This is a genomic window from Azospira sp. MPR-LB4 (genome assembly GCF_058809525.1).
In genome coordinates this window covers 541,526-562,647 of record NZ_CM179521.1, presented here as the reverse complement: position 1 = coordinate 562,647, position 21,122 = coordinate 541,526, and the positions used below count along the sequence as shown (strand labels likewise).

19 protein-coding genes and 3 tRNA genes are annotated in these 21,122 nt (G+C 63.3%); 15 read left to right on the top strand and 7 right to left on the bottom strand.

The window, feature by feature from the left end:
- The first annotated feature begins 44 nt into the window (after positions 1 to 44).
- The 12 genes from AC3QLZ_RS02660 to pnp all read left to right on the top strand — a co-directional run bounded on the left by AC3QLZ_RS02660 (position 45) and on the right by pnp (position 13,563).
- Positions 45 to 698, top strand: coding sequence for a site-2 protease family protein (locus AC3QLZ_RS02660; RefSeq protein WP_014237757.1), 654 nt, complete (start codon positions 45 to 47; stop codon positions 696 to 698).
- Between the two features lie 13 nt (positions 699 to 711).
- Positions 712 to 1,914 (top strand): tryptophan--tRNA ligase, encoded by a 1,203-nt coding sequence (locus AC3QLZ_RS02655; RefSeq protein WP_014237756.1) that lies wholly within the window; start codon positions 712 to 714, stop codon positions 1,912 to 1,914.
- A 1-nt stretch (position 1,915) separates the two neighbouring features.
- The gene (locus AC3QLZ_RS02650; RefSeq protein WP_014237755.1) at positions 1,916 to 2,839 is read left to right on the top strand and encodes a segregation and condensation protein A; all 924 of its coding nucleotides are present in this window, start codon (positions 1,916 to 1,918) and stop codon (positions 2,837 to 2,839) included.
- Entirely contained in the window at positions 2,820 to 3,377 is a 558-nt protein-coding gene (gene scpB / locus AC3QLZ_RS02645; protein ID WP_014237754.1) for an SMC-Scp complex subunit ScpB, read from the top strand. The genes AC3QLZ_RS02650 and scpB overlap by 20 nt, the downstream gene beginning before the upstream one ends.
- A gap of 244 nt (positions 3,378 to 3,621) precedes the next feature.
- The gene (gene rluB / locus AC3QLZ_RS02640; RefSeq protein WP_238526306.1) at positions 3,622 to 4,512 is read left to right on the top strand and encodes a 23S rRNA pseudouridine(2605) synthase RluB; all 891 of its coding nucleotides are present in this window, start codon (positions 3,622 to 3,624) and stop codon (positions 4,510 to 4,512) included.
- A 191-nt stretch (positions 4,513 to 4,703) separates the two neighbouring features.
- Complete coding sequence (rimP, locus tag AC3QLZ_RS02635; protein ID WP_014237752.1) at positions 4,704 to 5,165, top strand: ribosome maturation factor RimP; 462 nt, start codon at positions 4,704 to 4,706, stop codon at positions 5,163 to 5,165.
- Between the two features lie 36 nt (positions 5,166 to 5,201).
- Positions 5,202 to 6,674: a transcription termination factor NusA gene (gene nusA, locus AC3QLZ_RS02630; protein ID WP_014237751.1), complete on the top strand. Its 1,473-nt coding sequence runs from the start codon at positions 5,202 to 5,204 to the stop codon at positions 6,672 to 6,674.
- A 22-nt stretch (positions 6,675 to 6,696) separates the two neighbouring features.
- Positions 6,697 to 9,489 carry a translation initiation factor IF-2 gene (infB, locus tag AC3QLZ_RS02625; protein ID WP_014237750.1) on the top strand — a complete coding sequence of 931 codons (2,793 nt, stop codon included), beginning with the start codon at positions 6,697 to 6,699 and terminating at the stop codon, positions 9,487 to 9,489.
- Positions 9,490 to 9,495: 6 nt separating this feature from the next.
- Entirely contained in the window at positions 9,496 to 9,909 is a 414-nt protein-coding gene (gene rbfA, locus AC3QLZ_RS02620; RefSeq protein ID WP_014237749.1) for a 30S ribosome-binding factor RbfA, read from the top strand.
- A gap of 7 nt (positions 9,910 to 9,916) precedes the next feature.
- The gene (truB, locus tag AC3QLZ_RS02615) at positions 9,917 to 10,819 is read left to right on the top strand and encodes a tRNA pseudouridine(55) synthase TruB (RefSeq protein WP_014237748.1); all 903 of its coding nucleotides are present in this window, start codon (positions 9,917 to 9,919) and stop codon (positions 10,817 to 10,819) included.
- Positions 10,820 to 10,983: 164 nt separating this feature from the next.
- Positions 10,984 to 11,253 carry a 30S ribosomal protein S15 gene (gene rpsO, locus AC3QLZ_RS02610; RefSeq protein ID WP_014237747.1) on the top strand — a complete coding sequence of 90 codons (270 nt, stop codon included), beginning with the start codon at positions 10,984 to 10,986 and terminating at the stop codon, positions 11,251 to 11,253.
- A 186-nt stretch (positions 11,254 to 11,439) separates the two neighbouring features.
- Positions 11,440 to 13,563, top strand: coding sequence for a polyribonucleotide nucleotidyltransferase (gene pnp / locus AC3QLZ_RS02605; RefSeq protein WP_014237746.1), 2,124 nt, complete (start codon positions 11,440 to 11,442; stop codon positions 13,561 to 13,563).
- Between the two features lie 115 nt (positions 13,564 to 13,678).
- On the opposite strand, the gene dksA is transcribed toward pnp, so the two are convergent.
- The gene (gene dksA / locus AC3QLZ_RS02600) at positions 13,679 to 14,104 is read right to left on the bottom strand and encodes an RNA polymerase-binding protein DksA (protein ID WP_014237745.1); all 426 of its coding nucleotides are present in this window, start codon (positions 14,102 to 14,104) and stop codon (positions 13,679 to 13,681) included.
- A gap of 143 nt (positions 14,105 to 14,247) precedes the next feature.
- Between dksA and AC3QLZ_RS02595 the strand changes: the two genes are divergently transcribed.
- The 3 genes from AC3QLZ_RS02595 to AC3QLZ_RS02585 all read left to right on the top strand — a co-directional run bounded on the left by AC3QLZ_RS02595 (position 14,248) and on the right by AC3QLZ_RS02585 (position 14,527).
- Positions 14,248 to 14,324, top strand: a tRNA-Pro gene (locus tag AC3QLZ_RS02595).
- Between the two features lie 36 nt (positions 14,325 to 14,360).
- Positions 14,361 to 14,437, top strand: a tRNA-Arg gene (locus AC3QLZ_RS02590).
- 14 nt (positions 14,438 to 14,451) lie between these two features.
- Positions 14,452 to 14,527, top strand: a tRNA-His gene (locus AC3QLZ_RS02585).
- Between the two features lie 60 nt (positions 14,528 to 14,587).
- Here the strand turns inward: AC3QLZ_RS02585 and AC3QLZ_RS02580 are convergent.
- The 6 genes from AC3QLZ_RS02580 to dapC all read right to left on the bottom strand — a co-directional run bounded on the left by AC3QLZ_RS02580 (position 14,588) and on the right by dapC (position 21,102).
- Complete coding sequence (locus AC3QLZ_RS02580) at positions 14,588 to 15,481, bottom strand: SPFH domain-containing protein (protein ID WP_014237744.1); 894 nt, start codon at positions 15,479 to 15,481, stop codon at positions 14,588 to 14,590.
- 260 nt (positions 15,482 to 15,741) lie between these two features.
- Entirely contained in the window at positions 15,742 to 16,638 is an 897-nt protein-coding gene (gene prmB, locus AC3QLZ_RS02575; protein ID WP_014237743.1) for a 50S ribosomal protein L3 N(5)-glutamine methyltransferase, read from the bottom strand.
- A gap of 2 nt (positions 16,639 to 16,640) precedes the next feature.
- Positions 16,641 to 17,792, bottom strand: coding sequence for a succinyl-diaminopimelate desuccinylase (gene dapE / locus AC3QLZ_RS02570; protein ID WP_014237742.1), 1,152 nt, complete (start codon positions 17,790 to 17,792; stop codon positions 16,641 to 16,643).
- A 22-nt stretch (positions 17,793 to 17,814) separates the two neighbouring features.
- Positions 17,815 to 18,996, bottom strand: coding sequence for a PilT/PilU family type 4a pilus ATPase (locus AC3QLZ_RS02565; RefSeq protein WP_014237741.1), 1,182 nt, complete (start codon positions 18,994 to 18,996; stop codon positions 17,815 to 17,817).
- Positions 18,997 to 19,055: 59 nt separating this feature from the next.
- Complete coding sequence (gene dapD, locus AC3QLZ_RS02560; RefSeq protein WP_014237740.1) at positions 19,056 to 19,874, bottom strand: 2,3,4,5-tetrahydropyridine-2,6-dicarboxylate N-succinyltransferase; 819 nt, start codon at positions 19,872 to 19,874, stop codon at positions 19,056 to 19,058.
- A 22-nt stretch (positions 19,875 to 19,896) separates the two neighbouring features.
- Positions 19,897 to 21,102 carry a succinyldiaminopimelate transaminase gene (gene dapC, locus AC3QLZ_RS02555; protein WP_014237739.1) on the bottom strand — a complete coding sequence of 402 codons (1,206 nt, stop codon included), beginning with the start codon at positions 21,100 to 21,102 and terminating at the stop codon, positions 19,897 to 19,899.
- Between the last annotated feature and the right edge of the window lie 20 nt (positions 21,103 to 21,122).

Here is a 21,122-nt window from a genome sequence, read left to right as displayed (position 1 = left end):
TCGGTCCCTTTGGTAGAATCCCCCCTTTATTACGCTGACGCGCCATGGACCAACTGATCCAGACTCTTGCCATTGCAGCCCTGCCGGTGATCTTCGCCATCACCCTGCACGAGGCCGCCCATGGTTATGTGGCGCGCCACTTCGGTGACCTGACGGCCTATGCGGCGGGGCGCATCAGCCTCAATCCCCTGCGCCACATCGATCCGGTAGGCACCATCCTGATTCCGGTGCTGATCCTGCTCTTCTCCGGCGGTAGCCTGCTGTTCGGCTATGCCAAACCGGTGCCCGTGGATTTCGGCCGCCTGCGCCGTCCCAAGCAGGACATGCTGTGGGTGGCCGCCGCCGGCCCCCTGGCCAACCTGGCCATGGCCATCGGCTGGGGTTGCATGCTCAAGCTGGCCCAGCTGCTGCCGGTGAATGCCTATACCCTGCCCCTGGAGCGTATGGCCGACCTGGGCATGGATGTGAATATCGGCCTGATGCTGCTCAACCTGCTGCCCATTCCGCCCCTGGATGGCGGCCGCATCGCCGTCAGCCTTTTGCCCTACCGCCAGGCCGTCGCCTTTTCCCGGGTGGAACCCTGGGGTTTCCCGATCCTGATCCTGCTGCTCTTTTCCGGCGTGCTGGCCAGCATCCTTTATCCGCTGATGGGTATCATGCGTTACCTGTTGGCCCTGATTTTCAATTTCCAAGCCTGAGACAAACATCACCATGTACGCGGAACGAGTCCTTTCCGGCATGCGCCCCACGGGCAGCCTGCACCTTGGCCACTACCACGGGGTCCTGAAGAACTGGGTCAAGCTCCAGCACGACTACCCCTGCCTGTTTTTCGTGGCCGACTGGCATGCCCTGACTACCAGCTACGACCAGCCGGACATCATCGAGAAGGCCGCCTGGGACATGGTGATCGACTGGCTGGCCGCCGGCGTGGACCCCAATCAGGCCACCATCTTTATCCAGTCCCGGGTGCCCGAGCACGCCGAACTGCACCTGCTGATGTCCATGATGACGCCCCTGGGCTGGCTGGAGCGGGTGCCGACCTACAAGGACCAGATCGAAAAGCTCTCCCACAAGGACCTCACCACCTACGGTTTCCTCGGCTATCCCCTGCTGATGTCTGCCGACATCCTGGTGTATCGCGCCAACCGGGTGCCCGTGGGCGAGGACCAGATTCCCCACCTGGAGTTTTCCCGGGAAATCGCCCGCCGCTTCAACCATCTCTACGGCCGGGAGCCCGGCTTCGAGGAGAAGGCCCTGGAAGCGGTGAAGAAGCTGGGCGGCAAGGTGGGCAAGCGTTTCAACGAGCTGCGCACCCGCTTCCAGCAGGACGGCGATGCTGCCGCGGTGGAGGAGGGCAAGCGCCTGGTGAACGAGGCCCAGAGCCTGTCCCTGGTGGATCGGGAGCGCCTGCTGGGCCATCTGGAAGGCACCGGCAAGATGATCCTGGTGGAGCCCGATGCCCTGCTTACCGAGGCTTCGCGCATGCCCGGCCTGGACGGTCAGAAGATGTCCAAGTCCTACGGCAACACCATCACCCTGCGGGAGGATGAAGCCTCCGTCACCCAGAAGGTCAAGCGCATGCCCACCGATCCGGCCCGGGTGCGCCGCACCGACGCCGGCAATCCGGACAAGTGCCCGGTGTGGCAGCTGCACCAGGTCTATTCCGACGGGGCCACCAAGGAGTGGGTGCGCCAGGGCTGCACTTCCGCCGGCATCGGCTGCATCGAATGCAAGCAGCCGGTGATCGACGGCATCCTCAAGGAACAGGCGCCCATGCGGGAGCGGGCCCAGGTCTATCTGGACAATCCGGCCCTGGTGCGGGAGATCGTCAACGACGGTTGCGCCAAGGCCCGCCGCCTGGCCCAGGAAACCATGACCGATGTGCGCGCCGCCATGGGCCTGAACTACGCCTGACATGAGCGATACTCCGGTCCTCGACGACATTCCGGCCCCCCAGGCGGCGCCGGCCCAGGAGGCCCTGGCCCGCATCTACGGCCAGCCCCTGGAGCAGCTGCCCCTGGACCTGTACATCCCGCCCGACGCCATGGCGGTGATGCTGGATGCCTTCGAAGGCCCCCTGGACTTGCTGCTCTACCTGATCCGCAAGGCCAACGTGAATGTGCTCGACATTCCCATGGCGCCCCTGACGCTCCAGTACCTGGAGTACGTGGAAGCCATGCGCTCCCAGAACATGGAGCTGGCGGCCGACTATCTGGTGATGGCCGCCATGCTCATCGAGATCAAGTCCCGCATGCTGCTGCCCCGGGCCAAGCAGGCGGAAGAGGACGAGGTGGAGGATCCCCGGGCCGAACTGGTGCGCCGCCTCATCGAATACGAGCAGATGAAGCTGGCGGCGGTGCGCCTGAACGAGCATCCCCAGGCCGAGCGGGACTTCGTCTGGGTCGAGACCTGGGTGGAAAAATCCCAGATGCAGCGTTTCCCCGACGTGTCGGTGGCGGACCTGCAGCAGGCCTGGCAGTCCATCCTGCGCCAGGCCCAGCTGCATACCTCCCACAAGGTGCAGCGGGAAGAGCTGTCGGTGCGCGAGCACATGGGCCTGATCCTGCGCCAGCTGAAGGAAGCGGACGGCTTCGTCGAGTTCATCCACATGTTCGACGTGGAGCTGGGCGCCCCTTCCGTGGTGGTGCATTTCCTGGCCATGCTGGAACTGGCCCGGGAGCGGCTGATCCGCATCACCCAGGCCGAGGCCTTCATGCCCATCTACGTGCGCCTGGCCATTGCCGACGACGCGGAAACGCCCCTGACCGAGGAAGAGGCGGGGCAGATAGTCGAAATCCCTGCGGAAGAAGGAGAGGGCGATGCCCCAGTTACCGTCTAACCCCGCCGAGATCAAGCGCATCCTGGAAGCGGCCCTGCTGGCCGCCCAGCAGCCCCTCTCGGTGTCCGAACTGCGCCAGATGTTCGATGGCGAGCTGGCGCCGGAAGTGGTGCGCAAGCTGCTCGACGAACTGCGGGAGGAGTGGAGCGAACGCACCGTGGAACTGGTCCAGCTGGCCACCGGCTGGCGCTTCCGCACCCGCACCGAGTACATGCCCTATCTGGAAGCCCTCAATCCGGAAAAACCGCCCAAGTATTCCCGGGCAGTGCTGGAGACCCTCTCCATCATTGCCTACCGCCAGCCCGTGACCCGGGGCGACATCGAGGACATCCGCGGCGTCACCGTCGCCACCCAGGTCATCAAGGCCCTGGAAGAGCGGGGCTGGGTCGATGTGGTGGGCTACCGGGATACCCCGGGCCGTCCCGCCCTGTTTGCCACCACCAAGAAATTTCTCGACGATCTGGGGCTGCGCAGCCTGACCGAGCTGCCGCCCCTGGAACAACTCAATCAAACACTGGAATTAAGCGATGCCTCCTAAGCCTCCCCGTAAGCCTGCCGCACCCAAGACGGGCCAGGCACCCCGCCGCAGCCCTGCCGGCGGTCGTCAGCGCCGGGACGACGGCGCCGAGTGGGTGGAGGGTTCCGACCCCGCTCCCCATGGTCGTCGCTCAGGCAGCACTGGTGCGGCTTCTGGCCGGCCTGGCCCGAAACCCGCGCGCGACGCGGCGAAGCGGACGCCATTCCGCGCGCCCACCCGCCCCCGTCCCGAGCCTGTCGCCGCCGTGGAGGAAGTAGAGGAGCAGGAAGCGCCTCGTCCCCGTCGCGGTGCCGGCCGCAATGCCCCTGCGCCCCGTGCCGTTGGCCGCAGCGGCCGCAATGCACCGGTGGAGGCCAAGCCCGAGCGCCTGCACAAGATCCTGGCCCAGAGCGGCGTCGGTTCCCGGCGCGACATGGAGGAGTGGATTGCCGCCGGCCGCGTCACGGTCAATGGCAAGCCGGCCGAAGTGGGCCAGCTGGTGGGGCCGGAAGACAAGGTCAAGGTCAGCGGCCGCCTGGTGCATCTGCGCTTCGGCTCCCTGCGCCTGCCCCGGGTGGTGCTCTACCACAAGCCCGAAGGTCAGATCGTCTCCCGCGACGACCCGGAAGGCCGGGACAGCGTCTTCGACTTCCTGCCACGCATGCGCGGCAGCCGCTGGGTGGCGGTGGGGCGGCTGGACTACAACACCAGCGGCCTGCTGCTGTTCACCAACTCCGGCGACCTGGCCAACCGGCTGATGCACCCCCGCTACAACCTGGAGCGGGAGTACGCGGTGCGGGTGCTGGGCGACCTGGACGACGCCACCCTCAAGCAGCTGGCCGCCGGCATCGAACTGGAAGACGGTCCGGCCCGCTTCACCACCCTGCTGGACGCGGGCGGCGAGGGGGCCAACCACTGGTACCGGGTGACCTTGTCCGAAGGCCGCAACCGGGAAGTGCGGCGTATGTTCGAAGCCGTAGGGGCCACGGTGAGTCGCCTGATCCGCGTGCGTTACGGCCCCTTCGTCCTGCCGGCCCGCCTCAAGCGGGGCAGCACCATGGAGCTGACGGACATGGATGTGGCCAAGCTGATGCGGGAATTTGGCCTGCCGGCACCGGAAGTGATCCAGAAGCGGGACAAGCGTACCCGGAAGTGATTTCGGGCCGCAGCGGCCCGATCCGCGGCTACCCCCAGGGTCGTTTGGAGCCCGGGTGGCGGCTTTCCGGCAGGAAAGCCGTTGTCCGGGCTGTTGTTTTCCGATATAATTCAAAAGTTTTCATCGTCCTGCCCGGCTTTGGGCGGGTAACTTTTTGGATGGGCGTTTCGCCCATTTTTTATTTGTAGCGCATGGATCTGCACTCATTAGTTGAAAATACGGTCACCGGCCTGGGTTACGAGCTGGTGGACCTGGAACTGACGCCCCGGGCCCGGGTTATCCGCGTCTTTATCGACCAGCCTGAAAAGGAGGGCGGTATCGGCGTGGAGGATTGCGTTGCCGTGAGCAACCAGCTTTCCCGCGTGCTGATGGTGGAAAACATCGACTACGACCGGCTGGAGGTTTCCTCCCCCGGTCTCGACCGGCCTTTGAAGAAGCTGGCCGATTTCGATCGCTTTGCCGGCCAGGAAGTGCATATCCGCTTGCGCGTGGCGCTGAACAACCGGCGCAACTACAACGGCATTCTCATGGGCGTGCGCGACGGCAAGGTCTGCGTGCGCCTGATTGACAAGAACAGCGGCAAGGAAGAGGGCGAAGTGGCCCTCGAGCCGGGCAATATCGACAAGGCCCGGCTGGAGCCGAAGTTTGATTGATGGCGGGTTGAAGGCAGATACGAGGAGAGAAAAGCAATGAGCCGCGAGATTTTGTTGCTGGTGGATGCACTGGCGCGCGAAAAAAACGTTGCCAAGGATGTGGTGTTCGGCGCTCTGGAGTCGGCCCTGGCATCCGCTACCAAGAAGCGTATTAACGACGAAGCCGACGTGCGCGTCGTGATCGACCGCAATACCGGCGAGTACGAGTCCTTCCGCCGCTGGCAGGTGGTGGCTGACGAAACCTACGTCAACGAGTTCCTGGAAATGCCCCTGTCCGAAGCCCAGAAGCAGGACGAAGGCGTGGAAGTCGGCGACGTGATCGAGGAATCCCTGGAGCCCATCGACTTCGGCCGTATCGGCGCCCAGGCCGCCAAGCAGGTCATCCTGCAGCGCATCCGCGATGCCGAGCGGGAGCAGATCCTGGCCGACTTCCTGGAGCGCAAGGAACACATCGTTTCCGGCACCATCAAGCGCATGGAGCGCGGCAACGCCATTATCGAAGCCGGCAAGATCGAGGCCCTGCTGCCCCGGGACCAGATGATCCCCAAGGAAAACCTGCGCGTCGGCGACCGGGTCAAGGCCTTCCTGCTGCGTATCGATCGCAATGCCCGCGGTCCCCAGATCATCCTTTCCCGCACCGCGCCGGAATTCATCATCAAGCTGTTCGATCTGGAAGTGCCCGAGATCGAAGACGGTCTCATGGAAATCAAGGCTGCCGCCCGGGATCCCGGCATGCGAGCCAAGATCGCCGTGAAGTCCAACGATCCCCGCGTGGATCCGATCGGTACCTGCGTCGGCATGCGCGGTACCCGCGTCACCGCCGTCACCAACGAACTGGCCGGCGAGCGCGTGGACATCGTGCACTGGTCCCAGGACCCGGCCCAGTTCGTCATCGGCGCCCTGGCTCCGGCCGAAGTCAGCTCCATTGTGGTTGACGAGGAAAAGCACAGCATGGACGTGGTGGTGGACGAGGCCAACCTGGCCATCGCCATCGGCCGCGGCGGCCAGAACGTGCGCCTGGCCTCCGAACTGACCGGCTGGAACATCAACCTGATGACCCAGGAAGAGTCGGAAAAGAAGGTGGAAGCAGAAACCGCTGCCACCCGTGTGCTGTTTATGGAAAAACTGGATGTGGACGAGGAAGTCGCCAACATCCTGATCGACGAAGGCTTCTCCACCCTGGAAGAAGTTGCCTATGTGCCCCTGGCGGAAATGCTGGAAATCGAGGCCTTCGACGAAGATACGGTGAACGAGCTGCGTAACCGCGCCCGTAATGTGCTTCTGACCGAAGCCATCGTCACCGAAGAGCAACTCGAAGGTGTGGAAGATTCCCTTTTGGCCCTGGACGGTATGGACAAGTCCCTGGCTGCCAAGCTGGCTTCCGGCGGTGTGAAAACCCTGGACGACCTGGCCGACCTGGCTGTGGATGAACTCACCGAAATTACCGGCATTGACGCAGATCGCGCCAAGCAACTGATTACCAACGCCCGCTCGCACTGGTTCGAGTGAGAGGGAAGGGAGAGAAGTAAATATGGCGCAAACCACCGTATCCCAATTTGCCGCCGAGCTGAAAATGCCGGCCGCTGTTCTTCTGGAACAGCTACAGAAAGCCGGCGTCAGCAAGCAAGCCGCTGAAGATCAGCTCTCCGAGCAGGACAAGACCCGTCTGCTCGACTACCTGCGCAGCAGCCACGGCGAAGCCCAGGGTAAGAACAAGATTACCCTGACCCGCAAGCAGACCAGCGAGATCAAGGCCCAGGATTCCACCGGCAAGACTCGTACCGTCCAGGTCGAAGTGCGCAAGAAGCGCGTCCTGGTCAAGCGTGAAGCCGGCGAAGGCGTGGTCGAGGCAGCAGTCGAAGAAGCCCAGCAAGCTGCTGTTCAGGCTGAGCCGGTTGTCGAGCCCGTGGCTGCACCCGTGGTCGAGGCCGCGCCCGAACCTGTGCCCGAGCCCGTGGTGGAAGTTGCTCCCGAACCCGCACCCGAGCCTGTGCCCGAACCCGTGGTGGAAGCCGCTCCCGAGCCCGTTGCTGCTCCGGCTGAGGAGCCCGTGGCTGCCGCCGAGCCTGCTCCGGCTGCCGCGCCGACCCGCACCAAGGTGGTCAAGCGCAGCATGGTTTCCGTCATCGGCGAAGCCGAGATGAAAGCCCGGGAAGAAGAGGCCCGTCGCCACCAGGCCCTGCTGGAACACCAGCAGCGGGAATACCAGGAAAAGCAGGCCCGCGCCGCCGAACTGGTGCGCCTGCGGCGTGAAGCCGAGGAAAAGGCCGTGGCCCTGAAGGCTGCTGAAGCTGCCAAGAAGGCGGCGACCGCCCACCAGGTGGCCCAGCCGGCAGACGACAAGCCCGCCGACCGCACCCTGCACAAGCCCGCTGGCAAGCCCGGCGACGCCAAACCCGGTGCAAAGAAAGAAGGCGGCTGGAACGACGGCAACAAGAAGCGTCCCGGTCTCAAGACCCGTGGCGGCGATGCCAACAGCGGCTGGCGCAGTGGCGGCGGCAAGCATGGCAAGCGCCATGGCGGCGGCAACGACGAAGCCCATGCCTTCCAGGCACCGACCGAACCCATCGTGCGTGAAGTACACGTGCCCGAAACCATTTCCGTGGCTGATCTGGCCCACAAGATGGCAGTCAAGGCCACCGAGGTGATCAAGACCCTGATGAAGATGGGTTCCATGGTCACCATCAACCAGGTGCTGGACCAGGAAACCGCCATGATCGTGGTGGAAGAAATGGGCCACAAGGCACTGGCGGCCAAGCTGGATGATCCGGATGCCTTCCTCGACGACGCCGTCGAGCATGTGGATGTGAAGCAGGAGCCCCGCGCCCCGGTGGTGACCGTGATGGGTCACGTGGACCACGGCAAGACCTCCCTGCTCGACTATATCCGCCGCACCCGCGTGGCTTCCGGCGAAGCCGGCGGCATTACCCAGCACATCGGCGCCTACCACGTGGAAACTCCCCGCGGCATGGTGACCTTCCTCGACACCCCGGGTCACGAGGCCTTCACGGCCATGCGGGCCCGCGGTGCCAAGGCCACCGACCTGGTGATCCTGGTGGTGGCGGCCGACGACGGCGTCATGCCCCAGACCAAGGAAGCCATCCACCACGCCAAGGCGGCCAATGTGCCCCTGGTGGTGGCGGTGAACAAGATCGACAAGCCCGAAGCCAATCCGGACCGCGTCAAGCAGGAGCTGATTGCCGAAGGCGTGGTGCCGGAAGAGTACGGCGGCGATTCCCCCTTCGTGCCGGTGTCTGCCAAGAAGGGTACCGGTATCGACGACCTGCTGGAGCATGTGCTGCTGCAGGCCGAAGTGCTGGAACTGACCGCGCCCAAGGATGCTCCGGCCAAGGGCATCATCATCGAAGCCCGTCTGGACAAGGGCAAGGGCCCCGTGGCCACCATCCTGGTGCAGTCCGGCACCCTGAAGCGGGGCGACATCGTCCTGGTCGGTCAGGTGTTCGGCAAGGTGCGCGCCATGCTCGACGAGAACGGCAAGCCCATCGACCAGGCCGGTCCTTCCATCCCGGTGGAAATCCAGGGCCTGTCCGACGTGCCGGCTGCCGGCGAGGAAGCCATGGTGCTGGCCGATGAGCGCAAGGCCCGTGAAATCGCCCTGTTCCGTCAGGGCAAGTTCCGCGAAGTGAAGCTGGCCAAGCAGCAGGCCGCCAAGCTCGAGTCCATGTTCGACAACATGGGCGAGGGCGCCGCCAAGTTCCTGCCGCTGATCGTCAAGTCCGACGTGCAAGGTTCCCAGGAAGCCTTGGTGCAGTCCCTGAACAAGCTGTCCACCGACGAAGTGCGGGTGAACGTGATCCACGCAGCGGTCGGTGCCATTACCGAAACCGACGTGAACCTGGCATCCGCCTCCAAAGCCGTCATCATCGGCTTCAATACCCGTGCCGATGCCGGCGCCCGCAAGGCGGCCGATACTTTCGGCGTGGATATCCGCTACTACAACATCATCTACGACGCCGTGGATGAGGTGAAGGCAGCCCTGTCCGGCATGCTGTCCCCGGAAAAGCGGGAACAGATCACCGGTCTGGTGGAGATTCGTCAGGTCTTCCGCATTTCCAAGGTCGGTTCCATCGCCGGTTGTCTGGTGCTGGAAGGCGTGGTCAAGCGCAATTCCCGCGTCCGTCTGCTGCGCAACAACGTGGTGCAGTGGGATGGCGAGCTGGACTCCCTGAAGCGTTACAAGGATGACGTGAAGGAAGTGAAGGGCGGCTTCGAGTGCGGTCTGTCCCTGAAGAACTTCAATGAAATCGAGGAAGGCGATCAACTGGAAGTGTACGAAATCCAGGAAATCGCCCGGAGCCTGTAAGGCACGATGGCTAACAAGAGTTTTTCACGCAAGGACCGGGTGAATGAGCAGATCCGCCGCGAACTGGCGGAGCTCATTCGCACCGAGCTGAAGGACCCTCGCGTCGGCATGGTCAGCCTGACCGACGTCGAGGTGACTCCCGATTACGCCCATGCCAAGGTTTTCTTCACCACCCTGGCGGCCTCGGAGCAGCTGGCGGAAATCAAGAAGGGCCTGGACAAGGCTTCCGGTTTCCTGCGGCGGGAACTGGGGCGCCGGGTGCGCATCCACACCACGCCCCAGCTGCATTTCGTGTACGACAATTCCATCGAGCACGGCACCAGCCTTTCCCGTCTGATCGACGAAGCGGCGGCCACCAGCCGCCAGACTTCGCCCGACGAGGATGGGGAAGCCCCGCCGGATACCGCTGCCGAAAGCTGACCAGCTCATGTCCAAACCCAGACGCACCTGGAAACAGGTGGATGGGGTGCTGTTGCTGGACAAGCCCCTTCACCTCTCCTCCAACGACGCGCTGCAAAAGGCGCGTCGTTTCTTTTCGGCCGCCAAGGCCGGCCATACCGGTACCCTCGATCCCCTGGCCACCGGCCTGCTGCCCATCTGCTTCGGCGAAGCCACCAAGTTTTCCGCCGACCTGCTGGATGCCGACAAGGCCTATGTTGCCGATGTCCGCCTCGGTCAGACCACGGCCACCGGCGATGCGGAGGGTGAAATCCTGCAGACCCGGCCGGTACAGGTTTCCGCCGAGCAGCTGGCTGCCGTGCTGCCCCGCTTCACCGGGGTGATTGCCCAGGTGCCGCCCATGTATTCGGCCCTCAAGCGCGATGGCAAGCCGCTCTACGAGCTGGCCCGCCAGGGGCTGGAAGTGGAGCGGGAAGCCCGGGAAGTAACCATTCTCAGCCTGGCTGCCAGCGATTTCGACGGCGTTAACTTCCGTCTGCATGTGGATTGCAGCAAGGGTACCTACATCCGTACCCTGGCCGAGGACATTGGCGAGGCCCTCGGCTGCGGTGCCCATCTGACGGGCCTGCGGCGTACCCGGGTCGGTCCGCTGGAACTGGATCGTGCGGTGTCCCTGGCAGAGCTGGAAAATACGGAGGAGGCGGACCGGGGGCGCTACCTGCTGCCGGTGGATGCCTTGCTGCGCAGCCTGCCCGAGGTATTGCTGGAGGCTGAATCCCTGCAGCGCTTTGCCCACGGCAATCCGGTGGCAACCGAACTCCAGTCCGGCAAGGCCCGGGTCTATGGCGAGGGCGTCCTGCAGGGGGTGGGAGAGGTCAGGGAAGGCAAGCTGTGGCCCTACCGCCTGCTGCGCCAGAAGGACAACGGCTAGGGGCGTGCAAAATAGCGGGGAATGGCCGGAATTATCTTGCTACTCCTCTGCTCCCTGCGTATAATCCGCCGCTTCGCTCCCCGTGGAGCGAAGTTTTTTTAACCGTCGGGCGCCTGGCTCTATCAAACTGGGGCAGCGTCGTAACACTCAAGAGAGTTTGACATATGGCTATCAACACCACTCAAAAGGCCCAGATCGTTGGCGATTTCCAACGCGCTCAGGGCGATACCGGTTCCTCCGAAGTGCAGATCGCGCTGCTGACCGCACGCATCAACGACCTGACCGGTCACTTCAAGGAACACATGAAGGATCACCACTCCCGTCGCGGTCTGCTGCGCATGGTGTCCCGCCGCCGCAAGCTGCTGGACTACCTGAAGCGCACCGATGTGGACAAGTACCGCAGCGTTATCGAGCGTCTGGGCCTGCGCAAGTAATCTTGCCCACGCCTGATACCGTCCGCCCATGCGGTCGGGACGCATCAAGTAGCGTTTGAAAGAGCGGGCGGCCTTTGGCCGCGCCGCTCTTTTGCTTTCCGGGAGCATGGTTTTCCCCGGGTAAGCAGGTAGAATCGGCGGTTGCAAGAATTTAAGCGAAGACAAGAGAAAGAGAGAAAGGAAGATATGTTCAATATTGCAAAGAAAACCTTCACCTACGGTGCCCATCAGGTCACTCTGGAAACCGGCGAGATTGCTCGCCAGGCCTCCGGCGCCGTACTGGTCACCGTTGACGACACCGTGGTCCTGGTGACCGTGGTCGGCGCCAAGCAAGCCAAGCCGGGTCAGGATTTCTTCCCCCTGACCGTCGACTATGTCGAGAAGACCTACGCTGCCGGCAAGATCCCCGGTGGCTTCTTCAAGCGCGAAGGCCGTCCTTCCGAAAAGGAAACCCTGACCTCCCGCCTGATCGACCGTCCCATCCGCCCCCTGTTCCCTGAAGGCTTCTACAACGAAGTCCAGGTGGTGGCGACCGTCATGTCCCTGAATCCCGAAGTGGATTCCGACATTCCCGCCCTGATCGGTGCCTCCGCTGCCCTGGCCATTTCCGGCATTCCCTTCTCCGGCCCCATCGGTGCAGCCCGCGTCGGCTACATCGACGGCCAGTACGTGCTGAATCCCTCCGCCACCCAGCTCAAGGACAGCAAGCTGGACCTGGTGGTTGCCGGCACCCAGTCCGCCGTGCTGATGGTGGAATCCGAAGCCAAGGAACTCTCCGAAGAAGTCATGCTGGGCGCCGTGGTCTACGGCCACGAGCAGATGCAGGCCGTCATCAACGCCATCAATGAACTGGTGGAAGAAGCCGGCAAGCCCGAATGGGAATGGCAAGCTCCGGCCCAGGACCAGGTCCTGGTGGGCAAGCTGGAAGCCCTGGTCAAGGCCAAGCTGGAAGAGGCTTACAGCATCACCAGCAAGCAGACCCGCAGCCAGCGCGTCAAGGAAATCCGCAGCGAAGCCGTTGCCGCCCTGTGCCAGGGTGAAGATGCTCCCGACGAAAACACCGTGGCCGACCTGTTCTTCGCCATGGAAGCCGCCATCGTCCGCGGCCGCATCCTGGCCGGCGAGCCCCGCATCGACGGTCGCGACACCCGCACCGTGCGTCCCATCACCGTGCGTACCGGCGTGCTGCCCCGTACCCACGGTTCCGCCCTGTTCACCCGTGGTGAGACCCAGGGCCTGGTGGTGGCCACCCTCGGTACCAGCCGCGACGAGCAGATCATCGATGCCCTGGCCGGCGAGTACAAAGACCGCTTCATGCTGCACTACAACATGCCTCCCTACGCCACTGGCGAAACCGGCCGCGTCGGTTCCCCCAAGCGTCGCGAGATTGGTCACGGTCGTCTGGCCAAGCGTGCCCTGCTAGCCGTGCTGCCGCCCGCCGACGAGTTCTCCTACTCCATGCGCGTGGTGTCCGAGATCACCGAATCCAATGGCTCCTCCTCCATGGCTTCCGTCTGTGGCGGCTCCCTGGCGCTGATGGATGCTGGCGTGCCCCTCAAGTCCCACGTGGCCGGTATCGCCATGGGCCTGATCAAGGAAGGCAACCGCTTCGCCGTGCTGACCGACATCCTGGGTGACGAAGACCACCTGGGCGACATGGACTTCAAGGTGGCCGGTACCGATTCCGGTATCACCGCCCTGCAGATGGACATCAAGATCCAGGGCATCACCAAGGAAATCATGGCGGTGGCGCTGGATCAGGCCAAGGCCGGTCGCCTGCACATCCTGAACATCATGCAGGATGCCCAGGATGCTCCGCGTACGGAAATGTCCGCTTACGCTCCCCGTCTGTACACCATGAAGATCAATCCGGAAAAAATCCGTGACGTGATCGGCAAGGGTGGCGCGGTAATCCGTGCCCTGACCGAGGAAACCGGTACTTCCATCGACATCCAGGACGACGGCACCATCACCATTGCCTCCACCGACGGTGAAGCCGCCGAGATGGCCCGCAAGCGCATCGAGGCCATCACCGCTGAAGTGGAAGTGGGCAAGGTCTACGAAGGTCCTGTGCTGAAGATTCTGGACTTCGGTGCCATCGTCAGTGTCCTGCCGGGCAAGGATGGTCTGCTGCACATCTCCCAGATCGCCAACGAGCGCGTCAATGCCGTGGCCGACTACCTCAAGGAAGGTCAGGTCGTCCGCGTCAAGGTTCTGGAAACCGACGAGAAGGGTCGCATCCGCCTGTCCATGAAGGCTGTGGCTGCCGAAGAGGCTGCTCCCGCCGTGGCTGCAGAACCGCAACAGTAAGTTTTTCACCGTTGCAAAGGAAAAAGGGCGCTTCGGCGCCCTTTTTCATAGTTTGATCCGCCGACAATAAAAAAGCGCAGCCGAGGCTGCGCTTTTTTGCGGCGGAGTGCTCCGCTTACTTGGCGACCTGCTTTTCCCGCAGTTCCTCCAGGGTCTTGCAGTCGATGCATAGGGTTGCCGTGGGGCGGGCTTCCAGGCGCTTGATGCCGATTTCCACGCCGCACTTGTCGCAGAAGCCGTAGTCGCCGGAATCGATGCGACCCAGGGTCTCGTCGATCTTCTTGATCAGCTTGCGCTCCCGGTCCCGGTTGCGCAGTTCCAGGGCGATATCCGTTTCCTGGCTGGCCCGGTCGTTGGGGTCGGCAAAGACAGTGGCTTCATCCTGCATGGTATGCACCGTGCGCTCGATGTCAGCCATCAACTCCTGCTTCAGCGTGCCAAGAATGGCGCGGAAGTGAGCCAGCTGCTTGCTGTTCATGTATTCCTCGCCCTTCTTGGGGACGTAGGGCGTGAAATGTTTGTGGAGCAAATCTTCAGCCATGTTCGAAGACCATCCGTGTTTGTGCAAAAAGGCGATTAAATATCAGAAAAGCATCTTACCTGCAACAATCATTGATTGCACGAAAAAAAACTACTTTTGGCGCTTGACCACCCCGGGGGGCATGTGTAGAATTCGCGTCTCTTCGGGGCGTAGCGCAGCCTGGTAGCGCATCTGCTTTGGGAGCAGAGGGTCGTGAGTTCGAATCCCACCGCCCCGACCAGCAGATACAGGTTGCACCCAAGGCGAGCGAGAATTAGCGCCCGTAGCTCAACAGGATAGAGCAACGGCCTTCTAAGCCGTAGGTTGTGAGTTCGAGCCTCGCCGGGCGCGCCAAACAGGTTTCAGTGGCGGTATTAGCTCAGTTGGTAGAGCACTGGATTGTGATTCCAGGTGTCACCGGTTCGATCCCGGTATATCGCCCCAAAATAAAGAAAAACCCGGCCTAGTGCCGGGTTTTTCTTTTTCTGCTTCAAAAATTCAACTTTAATCTTCCGCCACCGCGCTGTTGCCCGCAGTTTTGCCCAGCTTTGCCGCCAGCCCCAGCAGGGGGGCGTTGCCGGGGTCCCTGGCCACATCCAGCAATACCAGATTGCCGTACTTGCCGATGTCGCGCATGGCATCGATGCGGTTGGTTTCCAGCAAGACGGTCAGGGCTTCGGCCGAATTGACGTGGAATTTCTCGAAGTCGGCGAGGGATTCCCGCAGACCTTCGGCCAGCAGCTTGCGCGAGTCGGCCAGGCCTTTGGCCCGGGCCCGCTGGGCGTCGGCCTCCGCTTCGGCCTGGCGCACGGTCTTGATGCGCATGGCTTCCGCTTCCTGTTCCGCAGCCTCCCGTTCCCGCTTGGCGGCCACCACCCGGTTGAAGGAGGCCTGGACGTCGCCGGAGACCGTGGGCTGGTCTACCAGCACCGCTTCCAGGACGTATCCGAATTCCTCCAGCTTGGCCGAGAGGGCCTTTTCCACCTGAGTCACAAGATGGTCCCGGTCCTTGAACAGGTCCTCCAGGGTCATGGAAGCGGCGATGGCGCGGATGGTGTTGAGGACCCAGGTGGAGATCTGGGCCGACGGGTTCTGCAGCTTGTACCAGGCATGGCTGGCACGCTCCGGTGTGACACGGATCATCAGGCTGACGGGGAGGGAGACAAACATGTTGTCCGAGGTCTTCACCTCCACCGTGCTCTGCACTTCGTCGATGCGCAGGGAGAGCATGCCGGTGACGCGCTGGAAGGGGAAGAAAATCCAGTTGAGGCCGGGCTCCAGCACCCGGGAATAGCGGCCCAGGGTTTCAACGACGGCGGCGGTCTGCTGATTGATGATGCGGATGCCGAGAACAGCGATGGCCACGGCCAGGATCAGCAAGAGTGACATCAGTTCCATGAAGAAAATCTCCGGATTGAGGTGGTGCTAGTGTAATCCGGTTGTCATCGTCGGCGGGTAGGATTCAGCCGTCACAGGGAGCAAACCGCTTGAGCAAGGATGATGAACATGATGGAACTGGAACAGGTGCTGGCCCGCATTCTGCGCGATACCCGCGGTCAGTGGGGATTGAGCTGAAATCTGCGGAATGCCCATAAAAAAAGCCCAGGTGTTTGCCTGGGCTTTTTTTATGTCGGGTCGTTTGGCCCTTCGTTCCGTCTTCAGTTGGGCAATTCCTCACGCCGCAGCAGGAAGACGAACTGGTCGCCACCGGAAGTGTCGAGCCAGGTAAATGGGGTCTGGGGGTAGGCTTCTTCCAGGACGTCCCGGTTGTGGCCGATTTCCACCACCAGCAGGCCGCCGGGGTTGAGGTGGTCCTTGGCTTCCCGCAGCAGGGTGCGCACCAGGTCCAGCCCGTCGTCGCCCCCGGCCAGGGCCAGTTCCGGCTCGGCCCGGTATTCCGGTGGCAGGGTTTCCATGGATTCCGCATTGACGTAGGGCGGGTTGGAAATGATGAGGTCGTAGCGCTGGCTCGCCAATCCGGCGAAGAGGTTGGATTGCACCAGGCGCAGCCGGTCTTCCAGGCCGTAGTCGGCCACGTTGCGCTTGGCCACTTCGAGGGCGTCGGCAGAGATGTCCACGCCGTCCACGTCGGCTTCGGGGAAGGCCAGGGCCGCCAGGATGGCGAGACAGCCGGAGCCGGTGCAGATGTCGGCTACCCGGGTGATGGCCCAGGGATCGTCGATCCAGGGGGCGAACTGCTCTTCCAGCAGTTCAGCGATGAAGGAGCGGGGCACGATGACCCGTTCGTCGACGTAGAAGCTATGCTCGCCGAGCCAAGCTTCATGAGTCAGGTAGGCCGCCGGAACGCGGCTTTTGACGCGGCGTTCGATGATGTGCAGGACGGTGTTGCGCTCGGCTTCGGTGAGGCGGGCGTCGAGGAAGGGTTCCAGCCGGTCCAGGGGCAGATGCAGGGTGTGCAGCAGCAGATAGGCGGCTTCGTCCCAGGCATTGTCGGAGCCGTGGCCGAAGAACAACTCGGCTTCGTTGAAACGGCTGACGGCGTAGCGCAGCAGGTCGCGCAGGGTGAAGAGTTCGGTGCGGGCGTTTTCGGACATGGTCAGGTCAGCAGTTTTTCCAGGATGCGGCAATAGGTGGCGGAGAGGCGGGGCAGGGCGGCTGCCTCCACACACTCGTCGATTTTGTGGATGGTGGCATTCACCGGCCCCAGCTCGATCACCTGGGGGCAGATTTCGGCAATGAAGCGGCCGTCGGAAGTGCCGCCGGTGGTGGAAAGTTCGGTCTCGATATTCAGCTCTTCGCGGATGGCTGCCATGGCTGCATCCACCAGGGGGCCACGCCCCGTGAGGAAGGGCTTGGCGCCCAGGGTCCAGGCCAGGTCGTAGTCGATGCCGTGCTTGGCGAGGACGGCTTCGAGACGGCTTTTCAGGCCTTCCGGGGTGCTGGCGGTGGAGAAGCGGAAGTTGAAGAGGATGTCCACCGTGCCGGGAATGACGTTGGTGGCGCCGGTGCCGCCCCTGATGTTGGAGACCTGCCAGGTGGTGGGCGGGAAGTACTCGTTGCCCTGGTCCCACTCGGTGGCCGCCAGTTCGGCGATGGCCGGCGCTGCCAGATGGATCGGATTCTTAGCCAGGTGCGGGTAGGCGATGTGGCCCTGGATGCCCTTCACCGTCAAGCGGCCGGAGAGGGAGCCGCGGCGGCCGTTCTTCACCATGTCGCCCAGGCGATTGACGCAGGTGGGCTCGCCGACGATGCAGCAGTCGATGCCTTCACCGCGCGCCTGCAGGGCTTCCACCACGGCCACGGTGCCATCGGTGGCGTCGCCTTCCTCATCGGAGGTGAGCAGGAAGGCGATGGAGCCCTGGTGCTGCGGATGGCGGGCGACGAAGGTTTCCACGGCGGTGACGAAAGCGGCCAGGGAACCCTTCATGTCGGCGGCACCGCGGCCATAGAGCATGCCGTCGCGCAGGGTCGGCGTGAAGGGATCGGAGGCCCATTGTTCCACGGGGCCGGTGGGCACCACGTCGGTATGGCCGGCCAGGCAGACCAGGGGAGCGGCGCTGCCGCGGCGGGCCCAGAGGTTCACCGTGTTGCCCTGGTTGATGGCTTCCAGGGTGAAGCCCAGAGGCTTCAGGCGGGCGCTGATGAGGTCCATGCAGCCGCCGTCTTCCGGGGTGACGGAGCGGCGGGAAATGAGCTGTGCAGCCAGGTCCAGGGTCGGGTCGCTGGTGCAGGAAATGGGCTGGGACATGAATGGTGGTGGAGTGATGATCTTATTCGTCGCTCATGCTGAGCGTGAATTCCTTGAAGGAGGCGCCCCCCGTTGGATTGGTGACATGGGGGTCGATGGAGGGTTCGGCCGGCGCTTCCTCGATGGTGGCGGTACCGCTGTTGCCGAACTCCGAGTTGTTGATCAGCCAGGAGAGGTTGGTCGGCGAATCGGAGGTGCCCAGGGCCTCTTCCAGAGTGATGACATTGGTCTTGTAGAGGCGGAACAGGTCCTGCTCGAAGGTCTGGGAACCGGGGGCCAGGCTTTGTTCCATGGCCTCCTTGATGGCATTGATCTCACCACGTTCGATCAGTTCCTGGATGTGGCGGGTGTTGAGCAGGATTTCCGCCGTGGGAATGCGCTTGCCGTCCGGCTTCTTCAGCAGCCGCTGGGAAATGATGGCCTTGAGGCTGACCGACAGGTCCAGGTTGAGGGCAGAGCGGTTTTCCAGGGGGAAGAAATTGATGATGCGGTTGAGGGCGTGGTAGCTGTTGTTGGCGTGTAGGGTGGCCAGGCACAGGTGGCCGGTCTGGGCGTAGGCCAGGGCAGCGGACATGGTCTGCTTGTCCCGGATTTCGCCGATGAGGATGCAGTCCGGGGCCTGGCGCATGGCGTTCTTCAGGGCATTGTCCCAATCGGCAGTATCCATGCCGATTTCCCGCTGGTTCACGATCGACTTCTTGTGCTTGAAGAGGAATTCGATCGGGTCCTCCACCGTCAGGATGTGGCCGGAACGGTTGGCGTTGCGGTGATCCAGCATGGAGGCGATGGTGGTGGACTTGCCCGAGCCGGTGGAGCCGACGATGAGGATCAGGCCCCGCTTTTCCATGATCAGTTCGCTCAGCACCGGAGGCAGCCCCAGGCTGTCCAGGGCCGGGATGTTGCCCAGGATGTAGCGGATGACGATGGAGGTGGAACCGCGCTGGCGGAAGAGATTCACCCGGAAATTGCCGACCCCGGACATGCCGAAGGACAGGTTCATTTCCATGGTCTGGCCAAAGGTCGCCAGTTGCTCGGCGTTCAGCAGTTCCTCGGCGATCTTGTCGATCATGGCCGGGTCCATCATCTGCTGGTTCACCGGGATGGTGTTGCCCTGGATCTTGATGTGGATGGGGGCGCCGGCGGAGATGAAAATGTCCGAGGCCTGCTTTTCCGCCATCAGCTGGAACAGCTTGTCGAGAATCACGCTTCCTCCCTCCCGCCGAAAAGATTGGGGCGCCTCGTGGCGCCCCTGTTGTTATTGGCTTAGTCGCGCAGCAGTTCGTTGATGCTGGTCTTGGCCCGGGTCTGGGCGTCCACCTTCTTCACGATCACGGCGCAGTACAGGCTGTGGCTGCCGTCCTTGGCCGGCAGGTTGCCGGAGACGACCACGGAGCCGGGGGGGATGCGGCCGTAGCTGATCTCGCCGGTTTCCCGGTCGTAGATCTTGGTGGACTGGCTGATATACACGCCCATGGAGATGACGGAACCTTCGCCGACGATGACGCCTTCCACCACTTCGGAGCGGGCGCCGATGAAGCAGTTGTCCTCGATGATGGTGGGGTTGGCCTGCAGGGGTTCCAGCACGCCGCCGATGCCGACGCCGCCGGAGAGGTGCACGTTCTTGCCGATCTGGGCGCAGGAGCCGACGGTGACCCAGGTGTCCACCATGGTGTTTTCATCGACGTAGGCGCCGATGTTCACGTAGGAGGGCATCAGCACGGCGCCCTTGGCGATGTAGGAGCCGCGACGGGCCACGGCCGGCGGAACGACGCGGAAACCGCCCTGACGGAAGGCGTGTTCGTCGTAGTTGGCGAACTTGGTCTGCACCTTGTCGAAGAAGCGCAGGTCACCGGACTGCTGCAGCACGTTGTCCTGCAGGCGGAAGGAGAGCAGCACGGCCTTCTTGATCCACTGGTGGGTGACCCAGTCGCCGTTGATTTTCTCGGCAACGCGCAGGGTGCCCTTGTCCAGCTGTTCCAGCACGTGGTCCACGGCTTCGCCGATCTTGGCTGGGGCGGTGCCGGGCTGCAGGGAGGTGCGGTTTTCCCAGGCGTCTTCGATGATCTGTTGCAGTTCTTGCATGTTGTAGTTTCCGTTTTGGGGGTTAGGGTTGCTGTTCGAGTTGCTGCACAAAGAGGCGGATGCGTTCGGCGGCTTCCAGGCAGTCGGCCAGGGGGGCCACCAGGGCGATCCGGACAAAATTCTCGCCGGGATTCACGCCCCGCGCCTCGCGCGCCAGGTAGCTGCCCGGCAGGACCACGACATTATAGTCGGCGAGCAGACGGCGGGCGAACTCGGTATCGGCGATGGGCGTGCGGGCCCACAGGTAGAAGCTGGCATCCGGCAGGCCGGTCTGCAGCACGGAGGCGACGATGGGCGTCACCGCATCGAACTTTTCCTTGTACTGGCGACGGTTTTCCCGCGCATGGGCTTCCTCGTTCCAGGCGATGGCGGAGGCCGCCTGCACCGCCGGGTTCATGGCGCCGCCGTGGTAGGTGCGGTAGAGCAGGAATTTCTTCAGCACTGCCGCATCGCCGGCGACGAAGCCGGAGCGCAGGCCCGGCACGTTGGAGCGCTTGGAGAGGGAGGAGAACATGACCAGGCGCTCGAAACCCCGTCCCAGCTGTTTTGCAGCCTGCAGGCCGCCCAGAGGCGGCTTGGCTTCGTCGAAGTAGATTTCCGAGTAGCACTCGTCGGAGGCGATGACGAAGCCGTACTTGTCGGAGAGGGCGAAGAGCTTCTTCCAGTCTTCCAGGTCCAGCACCTTGCCGGTGGGGTTGCCGGGGGAGCAGACATAGAGCAGTTGCACCCGGGCCCAGTCGGCCTCGGAGAGGGCCTCCAGTTCCAGGGAGAAGTCGTTCTCCGGCAGGGTGTTGAGGAAGTAGGGTTCGGCCCCGGCCAGGTAGGCCGCGCCTTCGTAGATCTGGTAGAAGGGATTGGGGCTGACCACCAGGGGCACGTAGCCGCGGCTGGGGTCGATGACGGTCTGGGCGAAGGCGAAGAGGGCTTCGCGGGAACCGTTCACCGGCAGGATCTCGGTGTCCGGATTGACGCCGGCCAGGCCGTAGCGGCGCTCCATCCAGGCGGCGATGGCCTGGCGCAGGGCGGGCGTTCCCTGGCTTGTGGGATAATTGGCGAGGCCGCCCAGATTGGCCGTCAGGGCTTCCTTGATGAAGCCCGGGGTGGCGTGCTGGGGCTCGCCGATGGACAGCTTGATTTCCTGGTAGTCCGGATTGGGCGTGACGCCCTGGAACAGCTGGCGCAGTTTTTCGAAGGGGTAGGGCTGCAGCTTGGCGAGAAATGGATTCACGGCGGGGTTCCCGGTGTGGG